The organism is Bradyrhizobium sp. Cp5.3 (assembly GCF_000426265.1).
Taxonomy (GTDB): domain Bacteria; phylum Pseudomonadota; class Alphaproteobacteria; order Rhizobiales; family Xanthobacteraceae; genus Bradyrhizobium; species Bradyrhizobium neotropicale.
In genome coordinates this window covers 287,132-306,537 of sequence record NZ_AUFA01000003.1, presented here as the reverse complement: position 1 = coordinate 306,537, position 19,406 = coordinate 287,132, and the positions used below count along the sequence as shown (strand labels likewise).

General features: G+C 64.9%; 20 protein-coding genes. 2 read left to right on the top strand and 18 right to left on the bottom strand.

Annotated elements, in window-relative coordinates; all coding sequences use genetic code 11:
* Positions 1-8 precede the first annotated feature (8 nt).
* Genes K289_RS0106765 through yajC form a run of 5 tightly spaced genes read right to left on the bottom strand, consistent with a single transcriptional unit; the run spans position 9 to position 4,346 of the window.
* Positions 9-872 (bottom strand): phytoene/squalene synthase family protein, encoded by an 864-nt coding sequence (locus K289_RS0106765; RefSeq protein ID WP_027550799.1) that lies wholly within the window; start codon positions 870-872, stop codon positions 9-11.
* Positions 869-1,252: an Mth938-like domain-containing protein gene (locus tag K289_RS0106760; RefSeq protein WP_027550798.1), complete on the bottom strand. Its 384-nt coding sequence runs from the start codon at positions 1,250-1,252 to the stop codon at positions 869-871. Before K289_RS0106760 ends, K289_RS0106765 begins: the two co-directional genes overlap by 4 nt.
* 60 nt (positions 1,253-1,312) lie before the next feature.
* On the bottom strand, positions 1,313-2,332 hold the full coding sequence (gene secF, locus K289_RS0106755) for a protein translocase subunit SecF (RefSeq protein WP_027550797.1): 1,020 nt from the start codon (positions 2,330-2,332) through the stop codon (positions 1,313-1,315).
* 11 nt (positions 2,333-2,343) lie between these two features.
* Positions 2,344-3,942, bottom strand: a complete 1,599-nt coding sequence (gene secD / locus K289_RS0106750; protein WP_027550796.1) for a protein translocase subunit SecD — start codon at positions 3,940-3,942, stop codon at positions 2,344-2,346.
* A 47-nt stretch (positions 3,943-3,989) separates the two neighbouring features.
* Complete coding sequence (yajC, locus tag K289_RS0106745) at positions 3,990-4,346, bottom strand: preprotein translocase subunit YajC (RefSeq protein WP_027550795.1); 357 nt, start codon at positions 4,344-4,346, stop codon at positions 3,990-3,992.
* A gap of 180 nt (positions 4,347-4,526) precedes the next feature.
* On the opposite strand from yajC, the gene K289_RS0106740 reads away from it, so the two are divergent.
* A complete protein-coding gene (locus K289_RS0106740) occupies positions 4,527-5,498 on the top strand; it encodes an ATP-binding protein (protein WP_027550794.1) in 972 nt (323 codons plus the stop codon).
* Positions 5,499-5,651: 153 nt separating this feature from the next.
* Here the strand turns inward: K289_RS0106740 and K289_RS0106735 are convergent, their stop codons facing one another.
* Together K289_RS0106735 and K289_RS0106730 are read right to left on the bottom strand one after the other, a co-directional pair.
* A complete protein-coding gene (locus tag K289_RS0106735; RefSeq protein ID WP_027550793.1) occupies positions 5,652-7,046 on the bottom strand; it encodes a LysM peptidoglycan-binding domain-containing M23 family metallopeptidase in 1,395 nt (464 codons plus the stop codon).
* 109 nt (positions 7,047-7,155) lie between these two features.
* On the bottom strand, positions 7,156-7,806 hold the full coding sequence (locus K289_RS0106730) for a protein-L-isoaspartate(D-aspartate) O-methyltransferase (protein WP_027550792.1): 651 nt from the start codon (positions 7,804-7,806) through the stop codon (positions 7,156-7,158).
* A 232-nt stretch (positions 7,807-8,038) separates the two neighbouring features.
* On the opposite strand from K289_RS0106730, the gene K289_RS0106725 reads away from it, so the two are divergent.
* On the top strand, positions 8,039-8,410 hold the full coding sequence (locus K289_RS0106725; RefSeq protein ID WP_027550791.1) for a response regulator: 372 nt from the start codon (positions 8,039-8,041) through the stop codon (positions 8,408-8,410).
* 3 nt (positions 8,411-8,413) lie between these two features.
* On the opposite strand, the gene surE is transcribed toward K289_RS0106725, so the two are convergent.
* The 11 genes from surE to argS all read right to left on the bottom strand — a co-directional run bounded on the left by surE (position 8,414) and on the right by argS (position 19,397).
* Positions 8,414-9,181 (bottom strand): 5'/3'-nucleotidase SurE, encoded by a 768-nt coding sequence (gene surE, locus K289_RS0106720; protein ID WP_027550790.1) that lies wholly within the window; start codon positions 9,179-9,181, stop codon positions 8,414-8,416.
* A gap of 168 nt (positions 9,182-9,349) precedes the next feature.
* The gene (locus K289_RS0106715) at positions 9,350-9,706 is read right to left on the bottom strand and encodes a hypothetical protein (protein WP_027550789.1); all 357 of its coding nucleotides are present in this window, start codon (positions 9,704-9,706) and stop codon (positions 9,350-9,352) included.
* 76 nt (positions 9,707-9,782) lie between these two features.
* Positions 9,783-11,114 (bottom strand): serine--tRNA ligase, encoded by a 1,332-nt coding sequence (serS, locus tag K289_RS0106710; protein ID WP_027550788.1) that lies wholly within the window; start codon positions 11,112-11,114, stop codon positions 9,783-9,785.
* A gap of 195 nt (positions 11,115-11,309) precedes the next feature.
* A complete protein-coding gene (gene tatC / locus K289_RS0106705) occupies positions 11,310-12,116 on the bottom strand; it encodes a twin-arginine translocase subunit TatC (protein WP_027550787.1) in 807 nt (268 codons plus the stop codon).
* Positions 12,113-12,658: a Sec-independent protein translocase protein TatB gene (gene tatB, locus K289_RS0106700; RefSeq protein WP_027550786.1), complete on the bottom strand. Its 546-nt coding sequence runs from the start codon at positions 12,656-12,658 to the stop codon at positions 12,113-12,115. The genes tatC and tatB overlap by 4 nt, the downstream gene beginning before the upstream one ends.
* Before the next feature lie 85 nt (positions 12,659-12,743).
* Positions 12,744-12,977, bottom strand: coding sequence for a twin-arginine translocase TatA/TatE family subunit (locus K289_RS0106695; RefSeq protein WP_011087519.1), 234 nt, complete (start codon positions 12,975-12,977; stop codon positions 12,744-12,746).
* 166 nt (positions 12,978-13,143) lie between these two features.
* A complete protein-coding gene (gene scpB / locus K289_RS0106690) occupies positions 13,144-13,884 on the bottom strand; it encodes an SMC-Scp complex subunit ScpB (protein ID WP_027550785.1) in 741 nt (246 codons plus the stop codon).
* Between the two features lie 21 nt (positions 13,885-13,905).
* Positions 13,906-14,745: a ScpA family protein gene (locus K289_RS0106685; RefSeq protein WP_027550784.1), complete on the bottom strand. Its 840-nt coding sequence runs from the start codon at positions 14,743-14,745 to the stop codon at positions 13,906-13,908.
* Entirely contained in the window at positions 14,742-15,770 is a 1,029-nt protein-coding gene (nagZ, locus tag K289_RS0106680; RefSeq protein WP_027550783.1) for a beta-N-acetylhexosaminidase, read from the bottom strand. Before nagZ ends, K289_RS0106685 begins: the two co-directional genes overlap by 4 nt.
* Positions 15,771-15,816: 46 nt before the next feature.
* Positions 15,817-17,466 (bottom strand): SPOR domain-containing protein, encoded by a 1,650-nt coding sequence (locus K289_RS0106675; protein WP_027550782.1) that lies wholly within the window; start codon positions 17,464-17,466, stop codon positions 15,817-15,819.
* A 140-nt stretch (positions 17,467-17,606) separates the two neighbouring features.
* The gene (gene argS / locus K289_RS0106670; protein ID WP_027550781.1) at positions 17,607-19,397 is read right to left on the bottom strand and encodes an arginine--tRNA ligase; all 1,791 of its coding nucleotides are present in this window, start codon (positions 19,395-19,397) and stop codon (positions 17,607-17,609) included.
* Between the last annotated feature and the right edge of the window lie 9 nt (positions 19,398-19,406).

Here is a 19,406-nt window from a genome sequence, read left to right as displayed (position 1 = left end):
GCCAAGCCCTACTTGGTAAATTCACGTGAGCGCGAGGCCCGCCAAAGCGTCCACAGCGTGCGCAATCGCGACGATGGGGCCGGCGTGAAGGGATTGCGATCCGCCCGCGACAGCCGCTTCAGGTCGGCACGCGCCTGGCTGAGCGGCAGAAACACAGATCGCACCGATGGCGGGAGCTCAGCCAGCAGCGACGAGGCCGTTGCAAGATGCTGCCGGGCTTCATTGCAGAGTTCATCCAGAACGGTGCGCAGGCTGGGCGTCTGCTTGCCGGCGAACACATCCTCCATGCGGCAGCCATGGCTGTCCAGAATCTGCCGCGGCAGGAACAATTGCCGGCGCGCGGCATCGCGCGGCAGGTTGGCCACGACCAGCACGATGCCCTGGGCGAGCCCGGCATGGCGTGCGAGATGCTCGATCGCCGCCGACGGCGGCGCCACGATCCGGGCCACCAGCGTGAACAGTGCTGAGCAGGTCGCATCCAGATAGCCTTCCAGGGCCGCCATGGTCGGCATCGGATCGTTGTAGAGATCGAACTGGTGCTCATCGACCAGCAGCGACAACGGTTCGACCGGCAGCTCGAAATCGTGGATCGCGCGCAGCAGCTCGGCCGCCACCGGATTGCCCTCGGCGCTGCCATGGGCCTGGCCCGCGAGCATGTCGGTCCACCATTGCAGGCGGATTTCGCCGGGCAAGGGCTGGCTCACCTGGTCGCGTACGCGGATGATCTCGACATTGAAGGCGTAGAGCGCCAGCAGGGCGCGGCGCTCGGCGGCGGGCATGAACAGAGTTGCGGCATAGCGCGGAAAGTCGTGGCTGCGCACGAGATCTGCGCAGAAGGCGGCCGCGTCGGCAGGAGCCTCAGTGCTGCTCATGGCACGGCGATCAAGGCGGCCGCGACGCGCCGCCGTTCACCGATCATGATGTTGTAGGTGCGCACGGCGGGCCCGGTCTGCATCGTGTCCAGCACCACCCTCACCGCCTTCAACGCCTGACGCAGCTCCGGCGGCGGCAGCCAGAGGCCGGTTCCGGTTCCGATCAGCAGCGTGTCGATGCTATTGGCTGCCGTGAAGACCCGGTCGAGCGAATAGCGGTCGATCTTCGTGGGATCCGTCACATCCCAGGCCCAGATCGCATCAGGCAGGCAAAGTAGCGAGCCGCGATGCGACATGCCGGCAAAGGCGAAGCCGCCCTTGCCATAGGCCTCGATCGGCGCCGAGCGCGGGAAATGCGGAGCGTTGGGATCGCCGGTCATGAGCTTCGTCCGAATTGGCCTACTGCCCTCGCAAACTCGTGCGAGGGCGCGCGGTTCGGATCATGGCCGGTTTTTCTTCGCCGGCGTAGCCGTATCCGCAGCATCCTCGCGATGCGTGCCGACGCCGAGATAGATCAGGATCGGCGCCGCGATGAAGATCGAGGTGTAGGTGCCGACCAGCACCACGCCGAACATCATCACCGCGGTGAAGCTGTGGATGGCATGGCCGCCGAACAGGAGCAGCGCAAGCAGCGCCAGCGTCACGGTGACGTGGGTGATGATCGAGCGCGACAGCGTCGAGTTGATGGACTCGTTGAGAAGCTGCGGCATCGGCATCTTCTTGTACCGCCGCAGCATTTCACGGATGCGATCGTAGATCACGACCGTGTCGTTCAACGAATAGCCGAGAATGGTCAGAAGCGCGGCGATGCTGGTCAGGTCGAAATCGACCTGGCTGATCGACATGAAGCCGATCGTCAGCACGATGTCGTGCACGTTGGCGATCATGGCGCCAAGCGCGAACTGCCATTCGAAGCGGAACCAGAGATAGATCAGGATCGCGACGATCGCGAGCATCAGGCCCAGCATGCCGAAGGCCAGCAGCTCGCCGGAGACGCGCGGACCCACCACCTCGACGCGGCGATACTCGACGGAATCGCCGAGCGCACCACGGACCTTCTGCACGGCTTCCTGCTGGGCGGCGTCGCCGCCCGGCTGCTCCGCGACGCGGATCAGGACGTTTTCGGGGCCGCCGAACTGCTGCAACTGGACTTCGCCGAGACCCAAGGCATCCAGCGTCGTACGCATCGCGGCAATGTCGGCCGTGCCGGATTTGGCCTGCACCTCGAGCAGCGTGCCGCCGCGGAAGTCGATGCCGAAATTCAAGCCGTGGGTGAAGAACAGCGTGATGGCGACGATCGACAGCACCGCCGAGATCGGGAAGCTGATGCGGCGGAAGCGCGTGAAGTCGAAATGCGTGTTGTCGGGGACGATGCGCAGCGACGGCAGCAAGCCGAGCGCGGCAACCACGGTAAGAATGGCAATCAGGATGCCAAGCCCGATGAGAACGTAGTGAGTCACGGTCTTAGCTCCTAGATCGGCACGCTCTGCGGCCGCTTCCACCGCACCCACCAGGCCACGATCAGCCGGGTCAGCGTGAAGGCGGTGAACACCGTGGTGATGATGCCGATGCCGAGCGTCACGGCGAAGCCGCGCACCGGGCCGGTGCCGATGTAGAACAGCACCGCAGCGGCAATGAAGGTCGTGATGTTGGAGTCGAGGATGGTGGCAAGCGCCCGCTTGAAGCCGGCGTCGATCGCCGAGATCGCGTTGCGGCCGCCGCGCAGCTCCTCGCGGATGCGCTCATAGATCAGCACGTTGGAATCGACCGCGATACCGACGGTGAGCACGATGCCGGCAATGCCGGGCAGCGTCAGCGTGGCGTTGAGCAGCGACAACAGGCCGAAGATCATGGCGACGTTGATCGCCACCGCGACGTTGGCGAACACGCCGAACAGCCGGTAAGTCAACAGCATGAACACGATGACCAGGATCGAGCCCACATAGGCGGCAAGCTCGCCCTTCTCGATCGAGTCCTGGCCGAGGCCCGGACCGACGGTGCGCTCTTCGATCACCGTCAACGGCGCCGGTAGCGCACCGGCGCGCAGCAGGATCGCGAGGTCATTGGCCGACTGCACGGTGAAATTGCCCGAGATCTGGCCCTGGCCACCGGTGATCGGCTCGCGGATGACGGGCGCCGAGATCACCTTGTTGTCGAGCACGATCGCAAAGGGCAGCCCGACGTTCTCAGTCGTGGCCTGCGCGAATTTGCGCGCACCTGATGTATTGAACTTGAAGCTGACGATCGGCTCGCCCGTGCGCTGGTCGAACGCCGCCTGGGCGTCGGTCAGGTCGCCGCCCGCGACTAGGACCTGCTTCTTGACAACATAGGGGGTCGGCGGCGGTGACGCGCTCATCAGGAGCTCGGATTCCGGCGGCACCCTGCCCTGCTGCGCCTGATCGGGCGGCACGGAGGTGTCGACCATCCGGAATTCCATTTTCGCGGTCTGGCCGAGAATGGCCTTCAGTCGGGTCGGATCCTGCAGGCCTGGTACCTGCACCAGGATGCGATCGGTACCCTGCCGCTGAATCACCGGCTCGACGGTGCCGAGCTCGTTGACGCGCTTCTCGACGATCTGAATCGATTGCTCGATGGTCTGCCTGATCCGGTCGGTGACGGCCGCCTCAGGTACTGTCAACCGGATCAAGCCACCTCCGGCGTCCGAGACTTCCAGGCTGCGCTGTCCGCTGGAACCGAGCAATCCACCCAGCGGCTGTGACAGCTCGCGAACCTTCTCCAGCGCGGTCGTTGCCTCGGTATCCTTGACTCGGACCTCGACCGCATCGCCCTTGGTCACAAGCCCGGTATAGCCGATCTTGTTGTCGCGCAGCACGCGGCGGACGTCGTCGCGAATCTGGTCGAGCTTCTGCTTCTTGATGTAGTTGGAGTCCACCTCCAGCAGCAGATAGGAACCGCCCTGCAGGTCGAGGCCGAGCACGAGCCGGCGCTGGGCCCAGGCGGGCCAGGTCTTGACCTGCGCCTCGGGGAAGAAGTTCGGGACCGCGCAGAGGCACACGATCAGCGCTGTCAGGATAATCCCCAGCGCCTTCCACCGCGTGAAATACAACATCGACTGGACCTGTCAGATCAGGAGACTCTTGAGGCTCGCACGAGCGCTCAGCTTGCCGAGGTATCGTCCTTGGCGCTTTCCTTGGCCGGCTCGCCCTTGGCGCGTACGCCGGAGATCATCTGGCGCATCTGCCGAACGCGCACGCCATCGGAAATCTCGAACTCGATCTGGTCGTCGTCGACGACCTTGGTGACCTTGCCGACGAGGCCGCCCGACGTGACCACGGTGTCGCCGCGGCGGATGTTCTTCACGAGCTCGGCATGGTCGCGCACCTTCTTCTGCTGCGGACGCAGAATCAGGAAGTACATGATCACGAAGATCAGGGCGAACGGCAGCAGCGACATCAACATGCTGTTGGTGTCGCCGGCGCCCGCAGCCTGGGCATACGCAGGGGTAATCAACATTCGGACGATCCTCGTGAGAACGGGGGAAAGCCGGTCAGGCCCTTCAGGCGACCGGTTCGGTCAAATTCGCGCGGACTATAGCGGCCACCGCCCCAATTGCAACGCTGCCAGACCGTCGATTTGGCCACCTTGCGGCGGGCGTTCAGGCCCGATAAGGCTGCGTTCTCAGGAACTTCGGACATGCCCAGAAAACCAAGCAAAAGCCCGGCCGGCAAAGGCCCCAAGACCCCTGCCCGAAAGCCCGCCCGCATCGCGGCAAAACGCCCCACGGCAGCCCCCGCCGACCTCTCCCAGGAGCGCATCGTCCGCGCGCTGGAGACCATTGCGACGCACCTCTCCGCCCAGGCGACGCCGGACGCGGCGCCCGAATCGTTCGAGCGGGCGGATGCCTTCGTCTGGCACCCGGACGGCCGCCTCTCGGCCGTGCCGCGGGTCAGCCGCGTCGAGCTCTTCCTCTTGAAGGGTGTCGATCGGATGCGCGACATCCTGATGGAGAACACCGAGCGCTTCGCCAACGGCCTGCCCGCCAACAATGCGCTGCTCTGGGGCGCGCGCGGCATGGGCAAGTCGTCGCTCGTGAAGGCCGCGCATGCCAGCATCAATGCCGACCGCAAGGCCGCAGACAGACTGAAGCTGATCGAGATCCACCGCGAGGACATCGAGAGCCTGCCGGCGCTGATGGAGCAGCTTCGGGCCTCCTCCTTCAACTTCATCGTGTTCTGCGACGACCTCTCCTTCGACGGCAATGACGCCTCGTACAAGTCGCTCAAGGCGGTGCTCGAAGGCGGCATCGAAGGCCGGCCCGAGAACGTCATCCTCTATGCCACCTCCAACCGCCGCCATCTGCTCGCGCGCGAGATGATCGAGAACGAGCGCTCGACCGCGATCAATCCCGGCGAAGCGGTCGAGGAGAAGGTTTCGCTGTCGGATCGCTTCGGCCTCTGGCTCGGCTTCCACCGTTGCAGCCAGGACGAATACCTCGCGATGGTGCGCGGCTATTGCAGCCATTTCGGCATCAAAATCGACGACGAAGCGCTGGAGCGCGAGGCGCTGGAATGGTCGACGACGCGCGGCTCGCGCTCGGGCCGTGTCGCCTGGCAGTTCGTACAGGAGCTCGCTGGGCGACTGGGTGTGAAGCTGGCCGCGAAGTAGCGTGAGATTTCGCCTCGTGCCCAACTGTCGTTTCCCGCGAAAGCGGGGATCCAGTACGCCGCGGCTGATCCGCATCCAGTCACGGTCTCTGGAATACTGCGTCGGCCGGTCAAGCCGGACGACGACTGCTTCAGTGCGGATGCTACGTAGGCCTCACGCCCCGTTCAGGAATTGAAGCGGGTCAACCGGACTAGATCCCTTGCGGATCTCGAAGTGGAGCTGCGGCGACGCCACTTCCCCGGATTGACCCGACTTGGCAATGACCTGGCCGCGCTTGATGGTATCGCCGCGCTTCACCAATAGCTCACTCGCATGGGCATATGCGGTGACGTAGCCGTTGGAATGCCGAACCAGAACCAAATTGCCATAACCCTTCAGCTCGTTGCCGGAGTAGGCAACGACGCCGTCTTCCGCCGCCTTGACCGGCGTGCCTTCGGGCACCGCGAGGTTGATGCCATCATTGGACTTGCCGTTGGTCTTGGCGCCGTAGGTCGTGATCACTTTGCCACGCACCGGCCAGCGGAAGGTCGGCAGCGCGCCAGTGGCGTCCGCGGCCTTCGCCGGCGCCTCGGTGGGCTTCTCTTCGATGTTGGCGGTCGGCTGAGCCAGGCGAGCGCTCTGCACTGGCGCCGCGGCAGCGACCCTGGTGACCGGTGCTGGCGCAACCGCGGCGGGCTGAGCGACGGCCACCGGTGCCGGCGCAACCAGCGCCGGGACGGGAGCTGCGGGCGCAGCGAGCGCGGCGGTCTTGGCGCCGGGCACGGTCAGCTTGGTGCCGAGCTTGAGCTTGGCGGACGGCTCGAGGCTGTTGGCCCGGGCAAGCTCGGTGGCGGAGATGTGGTTCTTGCGGGCGATGCTGGCGAGCGTATCACCGCGATTGACGAAGTGGATGCTCGGCGGCGCGGCGACGGCAACCGGCTTGGTCGCCGGCGCCATCGCGGGAGCAGCGGCGACGGGAGCCAGAGCCGGTGCGGGTGCAGCAGCCGTTGCACCCGGACGCGGAATGATCAGCTGCTGGCCGGGCGACAGTGCGCGCGGCCCCTTGTAGCCGTTGGCGGCAAGGATCGCCTGCGGCGTGACGTGGTAGCGCTTGGCGAGCACGTCGAGCGTGTCGCTGGTGCCGACGATGATCTTGGTCCCGCCGGCCGGCTGAGCGGCCGCGACCGAGCGCGACGGCACGGTGGCCGTGGTCTCGAGATGCGGCTGGGACGGCGGCGCATAGGAACTCACACCGCGCCCGCCTCCGGACACGCCCCCACCCGAAACCGGATAGGATTGCGGCGCAGCAACCGCCGGCGGCGGCAAGGGCTGCGACTGGTAGTAGCCCGGCTGGGTCTGCGGCCGCGCATATTGCGGCAGCTCACGCTGCGGCGGCGGTGCCTGCTGCACCGAACCGGTCGAGTCGGAGGCGAAAGGATTGGAGAAATTCGACTGGGAGAGGCGCGACGACATGTCGGCACTGCACCCCGCGAAACCGAACGAGATCAGCGCCAGCACCGCGACCTGCGGCACGCGGCGCGAGTAAAGCAACTCGGCGACAGCGGACATGGTTACTCACTCGTACGCAACTGAACTGGTCTTTTAAGTAAACACGCGCCGAGTAAATAACGGCTTAACCCTCCCAATAAGGTGTTGGCAGCACAACCGATCCGGGAATCTACAGCTCCCGAGCCACGCCCGGCAGCGCCGGCACGAAGCGGACATCGACGAGTTCCTTGCGCTCGATGCCCGCTTCACCGCGGGTCAGACGGATCAGCGTCTGCACGCCCTGATGCGGTCCGACCGGCGCAATCAGGATCCCCCCGACCTCAAGTCGCTCGATCAGGTTCTCCGGAATCTGCTCCATCGCCGCCGTCACGATGATGCGGTCGAACGGGCCGATATTGGCGGGCAGGTTGAGGCCGTCGCCCAGCATCACCTCGACATTGTGACAGCCGAGCTTCTCGAGCCGGCCGCGCGCGGCATCGGCGAGCCTGCGGTAGCGCTCGACCGTCAGCACCTGGCCGGCAAGCCGCGATAGCACGGCAGCCTGGTAGCCGGAGCCGGCGCCGATCTCGAGCACGCGGTGCTGCTTCTTCAGCTGCAGCTGTTCGGTCATGTAGGCGACGACGAAGGGCTGGCTGATGGTCTGTCCGCAGGCGATCGGCAGCGCGCTGTCGCGGTAGGCGTCCTCGCGATCGACCTCATCGACGAACAACTCGCGCGGCACCTCCTCCATGGTGCGCAGCACTGCCTGGTCGCTGATGCCCCGACGTCGCAGCGTGAGCTGAAACATCATTTTTTCCGGCGGCTGCTGATGGGAGGCCATTTGCCTGTGTTCGTCTCTTGGAGTTCAGGTCGATGTGATGGGTGTGCAGGCGCGGCAGATTCTTGTTCCGGCTCAGGAACTCATGATAACCTTTTGGCGCAGTGTTTGACCACATTTGGCTAGCAAACGGATCAACTGCCATCGTCATTTGCAGGTTTCCGTAAGCCGAAACGCGCATTGCGCCGCTTGGCGTTATCTGCGAACGTTTATGCGAATGGGCAAGGACTCACTTATGACTGCGGGAAGGCTGTCGGGCCGTTCTGTATTCCTCGTGGAAGACGAGGTCATGATCAGGATGATGGTCGCGGATATGCTGGAAGAGCTTGGTTACAAGGTCGCGGCTGAGGCCGGCGACATCGCCGAAGCGATGCGGCTTGCCCAATCGACCGAGTTCGACCTCGCCATCCTCGACGTCAACGTCAACGGCAAGGTGATCTCGCCGGTCGCCGATCTGATCAAGGCCAAGGGCTGCCCCTTCATCTTCGCGACCGGATATGGCTCGTCGGGACTGCCCGAGCAATATCGCGACCGGCCGGCGCTGCAGAAGCCGTTTCAGCTCGACGCGCTCGGCAAGACCATCGAAGCGGCGCTTCGCGCCGGCTAGCTCCTATTTCAGGATTCCGTCGAGCGCTTCGGAAAATGCTTCGTCCGTGCGGTCGAGCCTGAGCGGCGTGACCGAGACGTAACGATCCCGCAGCGCGGCGAGATCGGTACCTTCGGCGGGCGTGTCCAGCATCGCGGTGCGCTCGAAGCCGATCCAGAAATAAGGATTGCCGCGGCCATCCCTGCGCTCGTCGATCCTGAGGAAGCCGAGATTGCGCTTGCCTTGCCGCGTCACCCGGATGCCGAGAACGTCCTCCGGCGCACAGGACGGGAAGTTGACGTTGATCACCGTATCCTTCGGGATGCCTGCGGCGATCACCTTGCGCAGGATGTCGGGCCCGAATTTGCGCGCGGTGTCCCACGGCGGGCGCTCGCGCGTCTCGATGCTGAATTCCTGCGACAGCGCGAACGACGGCAGACCCAGGATGGTGCCTTCCAGCGCGCCGGCAATGGTGCCGGAATAGACCACGTCCTCGGCGACGTTGCGGCCCTTGTTGACGCCCGACAGCACGACGTCGGGCAGCTTGGCGCCCAGGATATGGCGCGCGCCCATGATGACGCAGTCGGTCGGGGTGCCGCGCACGGCGAAGTGCTGCGGTCCGACCTCGCGCAGGCGCAAAGGATCGTTCAAGGACAGCGAATGCGACACGCCGGACTGGTCGAGCTCGGGAGCCACGACCCAGACATCGTCGGACAGCGCTCGCGCGATCTCCTCCACGACCTTGAGGCCGGGGGCGTGGATACCGTCGTCATTGGTGCAGAGGATTCGCATACCGAAGATCGTTTCCAGGGATTGGGTGGGGCCGTCTTATCCGGCTATAGCCGATCAGGCAAACCGGGCGGCTTGCGGGATTTCAGCCGCCGGGACGGCTCTGGATCTGGGAACCACCATCCGCTGTTTTTCCCGGGCAGGAGTTCTGCCCAAACCGGCCATGCCCGACTAGCGTCGGATGCGCCATTGCGGCAGGAAGCGCGCAAGCCTGCCTTCGGCCCGCAATTTCATCGCCGGCACGAACGGGCTCGCGGCCGGCGCCGCGTCGAGTACATCCGGTTGCGCGATGATGGGGGCCGCCGGCGGCTCTTGCGGATAGCGTCCGCGTGCCACCGTCACCGCCTTGTCAAAATCCTGGGCATTGACGCCAGGCCTGGTTCGCCGGTTTTGGATGAGATCGTCGTCCCAGAGCCGCGCGATCTCGATATCCAGCACGCCGCGCAGCCGCTGGTCGACGGCCTGGATGCCGAATCCGGTCACCGCCCATTGTCTGCCGACCCAGAAGATATCGCGATGCAAGGCCATGGACGGGACGTTTCGAGTTCTAGGGCTGCCGTCAGGATAACCGGCCGCCCAATCTTCGCAACCCGCGATCGGCGCGCTACTCGCGCGCGACCACCTTCGCCCCGCCCATATAGGGCTGAAGCACGTCGGGCACGGCGATCGAGCCGTCCTCCTGCTGATAGGTCTCCATCACCGCGATCAACGCGCGGCCGACCGCGGTGCCGGAGCCGTTCAGCGTGTGCACAAAGCGCGGCTTGCCATCGGGGCCGCGCGAGCGCGCATCCATGCGCCGCGCCTGGAAGTCGCCGCAGACCGAGCAGCTCGATATCTCGCGGAACATGCCACCTTCGCCCTGCCCGGGCATCCAGACCTCAATGTCATAGGTTTTTTGCGCGGAGAAACCCATATCCCCTGCACAGAGCGTCATCACGCGGTAATGCAGGTCGAGGCGGCGCAACACCTCCTCGGCACATGCAAGCATCCGCTCCAGCTCGTCCTTGCTGGCCTCCGGCGTCGTGATCGACACCAGCTCGACCTTGGTGAACTGGTGTTGGCGGATCATGCCGCGCGTATCGCGTCCGGCAGCGCCCGCCTCGGCGCGGAAGCACGGAGTCAGCGCGGTGAGCCGCATCGGCAACTGCTTCTCGTCGAGGATGGATTCACGCGCGAGGTTGGTGAGCGACACTTCCGCCGTCGGGATCAGGCCGAGCCGCTCGGTCCGCAGCCGCTCCTGATCGGGCGCGGCGAGCAGTTCGCCCTTGATCGCCCAGAACTGATCGTCCTCGAATTTCGGCAGCTGCCCGGTGCCGAACATGACCTCGTTGCGCACCAGCAGCGGCGGGTTGATCTCGGTGTAGCCGTGCTCGGTCGTGTGCAGATCGAGCATGAACTGGCCGATCGCGCGCTCCAGCCGCGCCAGCCCCTTCTTCAGCACGACGAAGCGCGCGCCGGAGAGTTTGGCCGCCGCCTCGAAATCCATGTAGCCGAGCGCGCTGCCGAGATCGTCGTGCAGCTTGGGCGCGAAGCTGTAATTGCGCTTGTCGCCGAAGACATGGTGCTGCACGTTGCCGTGCTCGTCGACGCCATCGGGCACTTCATCGAGCGGAATGTTCGGGATCGCGGAGAGCTCCTTCGCAAGCTCCTCGTCGGCGGCCTTCGCAGCGGCCTCGAGCTGCGGCATCGTCGTCTTCAACTCCGCCACCTCGGCCATCAGCTTGGCCGCGCGCGCCTCGTCCTTCGCCTTCTTGGCGTCTCCGATTTCCTTGGAGGCGGCATTGCGCCGCGCCTGCGCCTGCTCGGAAGCCAGGATCGCCGCCCGCCGCTTTTCGTCGATCGCGAGCAGCGACGCCGACAACGGCTTCAGACCCCGCCGTGCAAGACCGGCGTCGAAAGCTTGCGGATTGTCGCGGATCGATTTGATGTCGTGCATGGCCGAGGGTCCTGGATGAGCGCGCAACAGCCAACGCTTGTGCTGGAAGCTTGCGCCGCGCTTCCCACTACCACAGGCGTCATCGCCCGCGAAAGCGGGCGATCCAGTATTCCAGAGACGGGGGCAATTCCTCGATAGCAGCGGCGTACTGGATTCCCCGCTTTCGCGGGGAATGACACCGGCGGGTACGGCGCCCTACTCCGCCGGATTAGCGCTCGACGAGGCGCCGCCGGAAGCCTGCGAGGCGGCCGCCTTCTTCTCCACCATCGCCACCGCGATGATCGAGCCCTCATAGAGGGCCAGCAAGGGAATGGCGAGCGAGCACTGGCTGAGCACGTCGGGCGGTGTCAGCACCGCCGCTATGATGAAGGCGATGACGATGAAATAGCGGCGCTTCTCGCGCAGCATTTTTGCCGTGATGATGCCGATGCGGCCGAGCAGCGTCAGGATCACGGGCAGCTGGAAGGCGATGCCGAAGGCGAAGATCAGCGACATCATGAGCGACAGATATTCGCCGACCTTGGGCAACAGCGCGATCTGCGCGGTCTCCTCGCCGCCCGACTGCTGCATGCCCAGCGAGAAGCGGATCAGCATCGGCAGCACGACGAAATAGACCAGCATCGCACCCAGCACGAAGAAGAACGGGGTGGCGACCAGATATGGCAGGAAGGCCTGCTTCTCGTGCTTGTAGAGGCCCGGCGCCACGAACTTGTAGATCTGCGTGGCAACGATCGGGAAGGAGATGAAGCCAGCGCCGAACAGCGCGAGCTTGAGCTGGGTGATGAAATATTCCAGCAGCGCCGTGTAGATGAATTTCGAGTTCTCCGGCCCCGCGACCCACACGAACGGCCAGACCAGCACGTTGTAGATCTGCTTGGCGAAGAAGAAACAGAAGATGAAGGCCACGCCGAAGCCGAGCAGCGCCTTGATCAGCCGCGAACGCAGCTCGATCAGGTGGTCCATCAGAGGGGCTTTGCTGGCCTCGATATCGGCGTCGCTCATGACGCTTTGGCGTCCTTGATCGCTTCGGATGGCGCGGTGTCCTGGGTGACGGGCGCCTGGTCAAGCTCGCGGGTAATGGCGCGCGGTTCGTTCACTGCCGCATGCGCCTCCGCTTCCACAAAGGTCTCGGGCGTCGGAGTTTCCGGTGTCGTTGGAATTGCCGGCGCTTCACTTGAAGTTGCCGGCACTTCACTTGAAGTCGCCGACGGTTCGACCGCAGTGGTGGTCGAGGTCTCGGCCGGCTTGTCGAGCGCGTCGACGCGCAGGGCGTCGCTGACGTCCTTCTGCAGCGAGGTCATCAAATTGTTGCCGGTGAAGCCGGAGGCGGCTTCCTTGACCTCATCAAAACTCTTCTTGAGGTCGGCCATCTCGGCCTCGCGCATCGCTTCCTGGAATTGCCCCTGGAATTCGGCGGCCATCTTGCGGGCCTTGCCCATCCACTGTCCGACCATGCGCAGCACGCCCGGCAGTTCTTTCGGGCCGATGGCGACGAGCGCTACGACCCCGATGAGGACCAGTTCACTCCAGCCGATGTCGAACATGAGGTCTTCCGTTCAGGCCAGTCGCAACCAGCCCAATCCTCTTCGCTCTGGGATCGGGACCGCTCGCGTCTGTCCGATCTTTGGCTCAGACGGCCTTGCTGCCGACGTCGGACCGTGCCGCGGTCGGCGCAGCATTGTGCTCGATGGACTTGGCCGGCTCCGGCTTGTCGGCGGGCTTGTCGTCGTCCTGCATGCCCTTCTTGAAAGCCTTGATGCCCTGCGCCACGTCACCCATCAGGTCCGAAATCTTGCCGCGGCCGAACAGCAGCAGGACCACTGCGATCACCAAGATCCAGTGCCAAATGCTAAGCGAACCCATCCTGCAACCCTCCAAACACGCATGGCCGGCGACCCGGCCGATCTTTACCGAAACCTAGGCTTCGCAGGTGTCAAAAACAAGGACCAAGGCAGCGCCAATTCGCTGTTGGCGCTACGCAATCTTGCTAGTGTTAACTGGTCGCAGGGGCCCGTAAAAGGCCGGGACGTCAGTCCTCGCCGCCGCCCTCGCCGCCACTTTCCGGCGTCTCCGGCTCGGGTGCAGGCGCCAGCGCCAAATCGAGATCCTCGCCCGGTTCCAGCGGATCTTCGTCCTCGCGCAATGCAGGATCGTCGGACGGATTCGGCACGCTGAAGCCGGTCGGCAGCCGTGAATCCAGAAGACCCGTGCCCTTCAGCTCTTCCAGGCCCGGCAGATCGCCGAGCTGTTCCAGGGTGAACTGCGACAGGAAGCCCTCGGTGGTTCCGAAGGTCAGCGGACGCCCCGGCGTCTTGCGCCGGCCGCGCGGCTTGATCCAACCGGTTTCCAGCAGCACGTCCAACGTGCCCTTCGAGGTCACGACACCACGGATTTCCTCGATCTCGGCGCGCGTCACCGGCTGGTGATAGGCGATGATCGCCAGCACCTCGATCGCGGCGCGCGACAGGCGACGCGTCTCGGTGCTTTCCCGCGTCATCAGCCAGGCGAGATCGCCGGCGGTGCGGAAGGTCCACTTGTTGGCGACGCGCACGAGGTTCACGCCGCGCGTTGCATATTCGGCCTGCAATTGGGCAAGCGCTTCCTTGACGTCGACTCCTTCCGGCATCCGCTTGGCCAGCGTCGCGGTATCCAGCGGTTCGCTCGATGCAAACAAGAGAGCTTCGAGAAGACGCAGCTCTTCGGGACGGGCCTGGGATTCGTTCTCCATCGGCTCCGCCTCTTCTATCCGCACTTCAGCCAGGCTTGCCATGGCAGCTTCTCCTTCTTGCACTTAACCGACCGGCGCATCAGGCGCAGGAGCTGCGTCCGGAACCGGCTTGTGGCGCCCCTTCCGGAAATAGATGGGCGCAAATGCCTCTTTCTGGTTCAATTCCAGCTGACCTTCCCGCACCAGTTCGAGCGCGGCGGCAAAGCTCGAGGCGAACACCGTCGCGCGCTGCGACGGATCCGCGACATGGCGGACCAGGAAGTCGTCGAGATTTCCCCAGTCGTCCGATTCAGTAATGCTGCCGACCAGCCGCTCCAGCGTGGCGCGGGCCTCGGCGAGCGACCACACCGTGCGCTTGGCGAGATGCACGCTCGCCAGCACGCGCGACTGGCGCTGCGAGGCATAGGCGGTGAGCAGGTCGTACAGCGTGGCCGTGTATTTCGGATGCTTGACCTCGGCGATCTGCTCGGGCTCGCCGCGCGGAAAGATGTCGCGCAGCAATTGCTGTCTGTTCATCAGGCGGTTGGCGGCTTCGCGAATGGCTTCCAGGCGGCGCAGCCGGTTGGCGAGCGCGGTCGCCATCTCTTCAGCGCTCGGACCTTCCGCCGTTGGCGGCTCCGGCAACAGCAGGCGCGACTTCAGGAAGGCGAGCCATGCCGCCATCACGAGATAGTCGGCCGCGAGCTCCAGGCGGATCTTTCGCGCCGCTTCGATGAAGTGCAGGTACTGATCGGCCAATGCCAGGATCGAGATTTTGGCGAGATCGACCTTCTGCTGCCGCGCCAGTGCGAGCAGCAGGTCGAGCGGGCCCTCATAGCCCTCGACATCGACGACAAGCGCCGGCTCACCCTCGGCGAGCTCGGCGGGCCGCCCGGTTTCGAACGATAGGATTTCTGCGGTCATGCGGAAGCCGTGTTTGCCCGTGCGATCAATGCATCCAGTTCAGCGCGTGCGGCCGCCCGGTCGAACGGCTGCGGCGGCTTGCGCGCGGCGAGCGCAGCGTTCGCCCGCTCCAGCGCCCTGCCCTTGAGTTCAGGCGTTTGGCCGGCGACATCGCGCATCTCCTCGATGTTGCCGTTGCAGTGCAGAGCCATGTCGCAGCCGGCCGCGAAGATAGCCCGGGTTCGCTCGGCGATGCCTCCTGCCAGCGCGTTCATCGACACGTCATCACTCATTAACAAACCCTGGAACCCGATCAGGCCACGAATCACCTGAGCGATCATTGTCGCAGAAGTCGTCGCCGGATGGGCGGGGTCGAAGGCGCTAAACACAACATGTGCAGTCATGGCCATCGGCAGGTCCGCCAGCGGCCTGAAGGCGGCGAAATCGGTCCGCTCCAGCTCATCCCTGGGCGTGTCGACCGTCGGCAGCTTCAAATGGCTGTCCGCGGTCGCCCGTCCGTGGCCGGGAATATGCTTGAGAACCGGCAGCACACCGCCCTGTTCCAGCCCGGCCGTGACCACCCGTGCGATCGCTGCAACCTTGCCGGGCTCGGTGCCGTAGGCGCGGTTGCCGATCACGGCATCGGCCCCCGGAACCGGCACGTCCGCAAGCGGCAGGCAGTCCACGGTAATGCCGAGATCGGCGAGATCAGCGGCGATGAGCCGGGCACTGAGACGCGCGGCGGTCAGCCCAAGGGCCGAATCAGTGTCGTACAGGGCCGAGAAAACGGCGCCCGGCGGGTAGACCGGCCAGTGCGGCGGCCCCAACCGCTGCACCCTGCCCCCCTCCTGGTCGATCAGGACGGGGGCCTCAGGGGCACCCGCAATGTCGCGCAATTCACCAACCAGCGAAGCAACTTGCGCCGGATTATCGATGTTGCGTTTGAAGAGGATGAAGCCCCATGGGCGTTCTCCACGGATAAACTCCCGCTCAGCGGCGGTCAGTTCCGTTCCGGATACGCCGGTAATGAAGGCCCGCGTGCTCATAAGGGCCGATTAACCCTACCCCGCTAGGGGGTCAAGGAAACCGCCGTTAATTCCTCTGGACGAGGCACTGCGGTCCACCGGCAGATTTCAGATTGTTGCAGGCCTGCACCGCTTCCTCCGCCGAACTGAACGGACCCGCGAAGGCGCGATAGACGACCCCCTTGCCCTTGTCGGTGAGATCAACCCGCTTGATCACAGGCGACCGGGAGCCCAGCACGCTGCCATACTTCCCCTGGAGCACGCGGTAGGAGGCCTGGGCGCTCTCCTCGCTCAGCTGCGAGGAGACCTGCACCAGATAGCCGCCGCCGGCGCTGCTCGCGGGCACGATTTGGGTCGGGTTCGTCGCCGCCATCCGCTGTCCCGCTAGCGGCGCAGGCGGTTCGGAGGTTGCCTGCGGCGCCAGCGACATCGGCTGATTGGCGCTGGCATTGGCCGAGGTCGGCGGATTGTGGGATGGGGCCGGCGCAGCGGGTGCCGCGACGGGCTTGGGCGGCGTCGTGGGCTTCGCGGCAGCCGCCGCGGTTTGCGGCGTTGTGCTGTCGGTCTGATCGCCCTTCACGGCGAGCGTCCTGATCCGGCGTGGCTCGTTATTCGGCAGCGTCCCGTTGCTGGCCATCTGCCCCGCGTTCGGTGGCGGCGGCGTAGACGGCGAGACGCTCGCAACCGGCGGCGGATTTGCATTCTGGTTCAGCGGCGGAAACACGACGCGCGGACCGCCCGACTTGGCGTTGAGGTCGACGGGGGCCTCCTCGCGCGGCACGATCTTCTCGGCACCGTCACCGCTCACCATGCGATCCGGCACCTTGGCCGAGGAATCGGTCGGCGCCGGCACGACCTTCGTCGGCGAGTTGTCGGCCCTGATGATCGGCGGCTCGCCGCTGCGCGGCGATCCCATGTAGTTCTTGTAGGCGAATGCGGCGCCGGTGCCGATCACGGCGAGCGCCAGGATCGCAGCGACCGTCATCATACCACCGCGCTGCTTCTTGGGCTCGTCGAGATCCGCTTCGGGATAGTCGCTCTGGAACGCGTAGGGATCGTCCGGATAGGCCGGCTCGCGCTGGAAATCCTCGTGGCCTGCCTCGAGCCGTCCGTAAAGCGCTTCATCGTAGCGCGACGGATCGGGCTGCTGGTGCGGGTCCTGATAGGCTTGATCCTGGTAGGCCTGATCCTGGTAAGCCTGCTCTTGGTAGGCCTGCTCTTGGTAGGCCTGCTCCTGGTAGGCTTGCTTCTGGTAAGCGTGATCCTGATACGTCGTCTGGCCCTGATGGGCCTGCGGCTGATGAAAGTGAGGTTCGGGCTGTGCCGGCGCCGCCGAGTAGCGATGCAGAGGATGCACAGGATTCACGGTCACGGGATAATCGGGCTCCGGCGCGGGAGCCGGCTGCGGCTGCACATTGGCGCGGCGCATCCATGATGGCGGCCCCGGTGGAGGCGGCGGCGGTGCGGGCTCCTCGTAGCCCTGCTGATAGTTGTTCTGCGGATAATCGTCTTCCGGATAGTGCTGGGCCGGCTCCTGAAACGCTGCGGGCGCAGGCGCTGCCTGCCGCGCGCTGGGCTGGCTCTGCGCTGCGAACGGATCGGTCTGCCCGATCAGGCGGGCGAGTTCGGCCAGGGGATCGGATTCCGCCCGCCCATGCTGGTCGCCGCGACCATAATCATCGGAAGGAAACGGTCTTTGCTGATATCGATCGGCCATCGTGATGATGCGTCCCTTCGGGAAAGCCGCGCGCCCCTCGACCAAGACACGGCTTTCGACCCACAAGGCTTTGAACCAAGTCTAAGCGATCCGGCTTCTGCCGGTTACCCCCGAATTCCCATTAAGTAGTTCGCCCCAAACTACCGCATCTCGTCCGGGGCATGGACGCCGAGGATGGCGAGGCCCGATGCCAGGACCGAGACGACGCCCTGGACCATCGCCAGCCGCGCCTTTGTAAGCTGTGCATCATTATTGATAATGAAGCGTAAATAGGGCAGATCGCGCCCCTTCGTCCAAAGCGCGTGAAATTCGCTGGCTAAATCATAGAGATAGAAGGCAATTCGGTGCGGCTCATGGGCCGCGGCGGCCCCTTCCAGCATCCGCGGATAAATTGCGAGCCGCTTGAGCAGGTCGAGCTCAGCCGTATCAGACAACCGCTCGAGCGACGAGTCGCTGAGCCAGGCGATACGCTTCTCCGTATCCTCGGGGAGTTCCGGGAATACTTCCGCCCGCGCGTTCCGGAAAATCGAGTGCCCGCGGGCATGACCGTACTGGACGTAGAACACCGGGTTGTCGCGCGATTGCTCCATGACCTTGGCGAGGTCGAAATCCAGCACCGCGTCGTTCTTGCGGTAGAGCATCATGAAGCGGACGGCGTCCTGGCCGACCTCATCCACCACCTCACGCAAGGTGACGAAGTCCCCGGACCGCTTGGACATTTTCACCGGCTCGCCATTGCGCAGGAGCTTGACGAGCTGGACGATCTTGACGTCGAGCGAGCCCTTGCCGGAGGTCGTCGCCTTCACCGCCGCCTGCATGCGCTTGATGTAGCCGCCATGGTCGGCGCCCCACACGTCGATCATCTCGGCGAACCCGCGATCGAACTTGCTCTTGTGGTAGGCGATGTCGGAGGCGAAGTAGGTGTAGGAATTGTCCGACTTGATCAGCGGACGATCAACGTCGTCGCCGTAAGCCGTCGCTTTGAACAGCAGCTGCTCGCGGTCTTCCCAGTCCTCGACCGGCGCGCCCTTCGGCGGCGGAAGGCGGCCTTCATAGATGTCGCCCTTGGCGCGCAGGAAATCGATGGTCTCGGCAACCTTGTTGTTGCCGTTCTCGATCAGCGAGCGCTCGGAGAAAAACACGTCGTGGCGGATGTTGAGGGCGGCGAGATCGTCCTTGATCTCGTCCATCATCATCGCGATTGCCTTGGCGCGTACCGTCGGCAGCCACTCGGCTTCATTCATCGTGAGCAGCTTGTCGCCGTGCTCCTTCGCGAGCGCCGCGCCGACCGGCTTCAGATAGTCGCCCGGATAGAGCCCATCCGGGATCGCGCCGATGTTCTCGCCCAGCGCCTCGCGATACCTGAGGAAGGCGGAGCGCGCGAGCACGTCGACCTGCGCGCCGGCATCGTTGATGTAATATTCGCGCGTGACGTCATAGCCGGCGAACTGGAGCAGGCTCGCAAGTGCGTCGCCGAACACGGCGCCGCGGCAATGCCCGACATGCATCGGCCCGGTTGGATTGGCCGAGACATATTCGACATTGACTTTGGAGCCGCCGCGAACGCGGCCGTAATCGGCGCCCTCGCGCAGCACGGTCCGCAGCGCCTCGGCCCAGGCGGCGGGTTTCAGCGTCAGATTGATGAAGCCTGGACCGGCGACGTCGACCATGGCGATCAGCGCATCCGCACGGAGCCGCTCGGCGATCTGCTCGGCGAGGTCGCGCGGCTTGGCCTTGGCTTCTTTCGCCAGCACCATGGCGGCGTTGGTCGCCATGTCGCCATGGGACGGGTCGCGCGGCGGCTCGACCACCACGCGCGAGAAATCGATACCCTCTGGCCAATTGGCTTCCGCCGCGAGCGCGTGGCAAGCGGCGTGCACGCGCGCGAGCACGTCGGCGAACAGGTGCAGAGATGAGGATGTGTCGGGCATGGGCGCCGC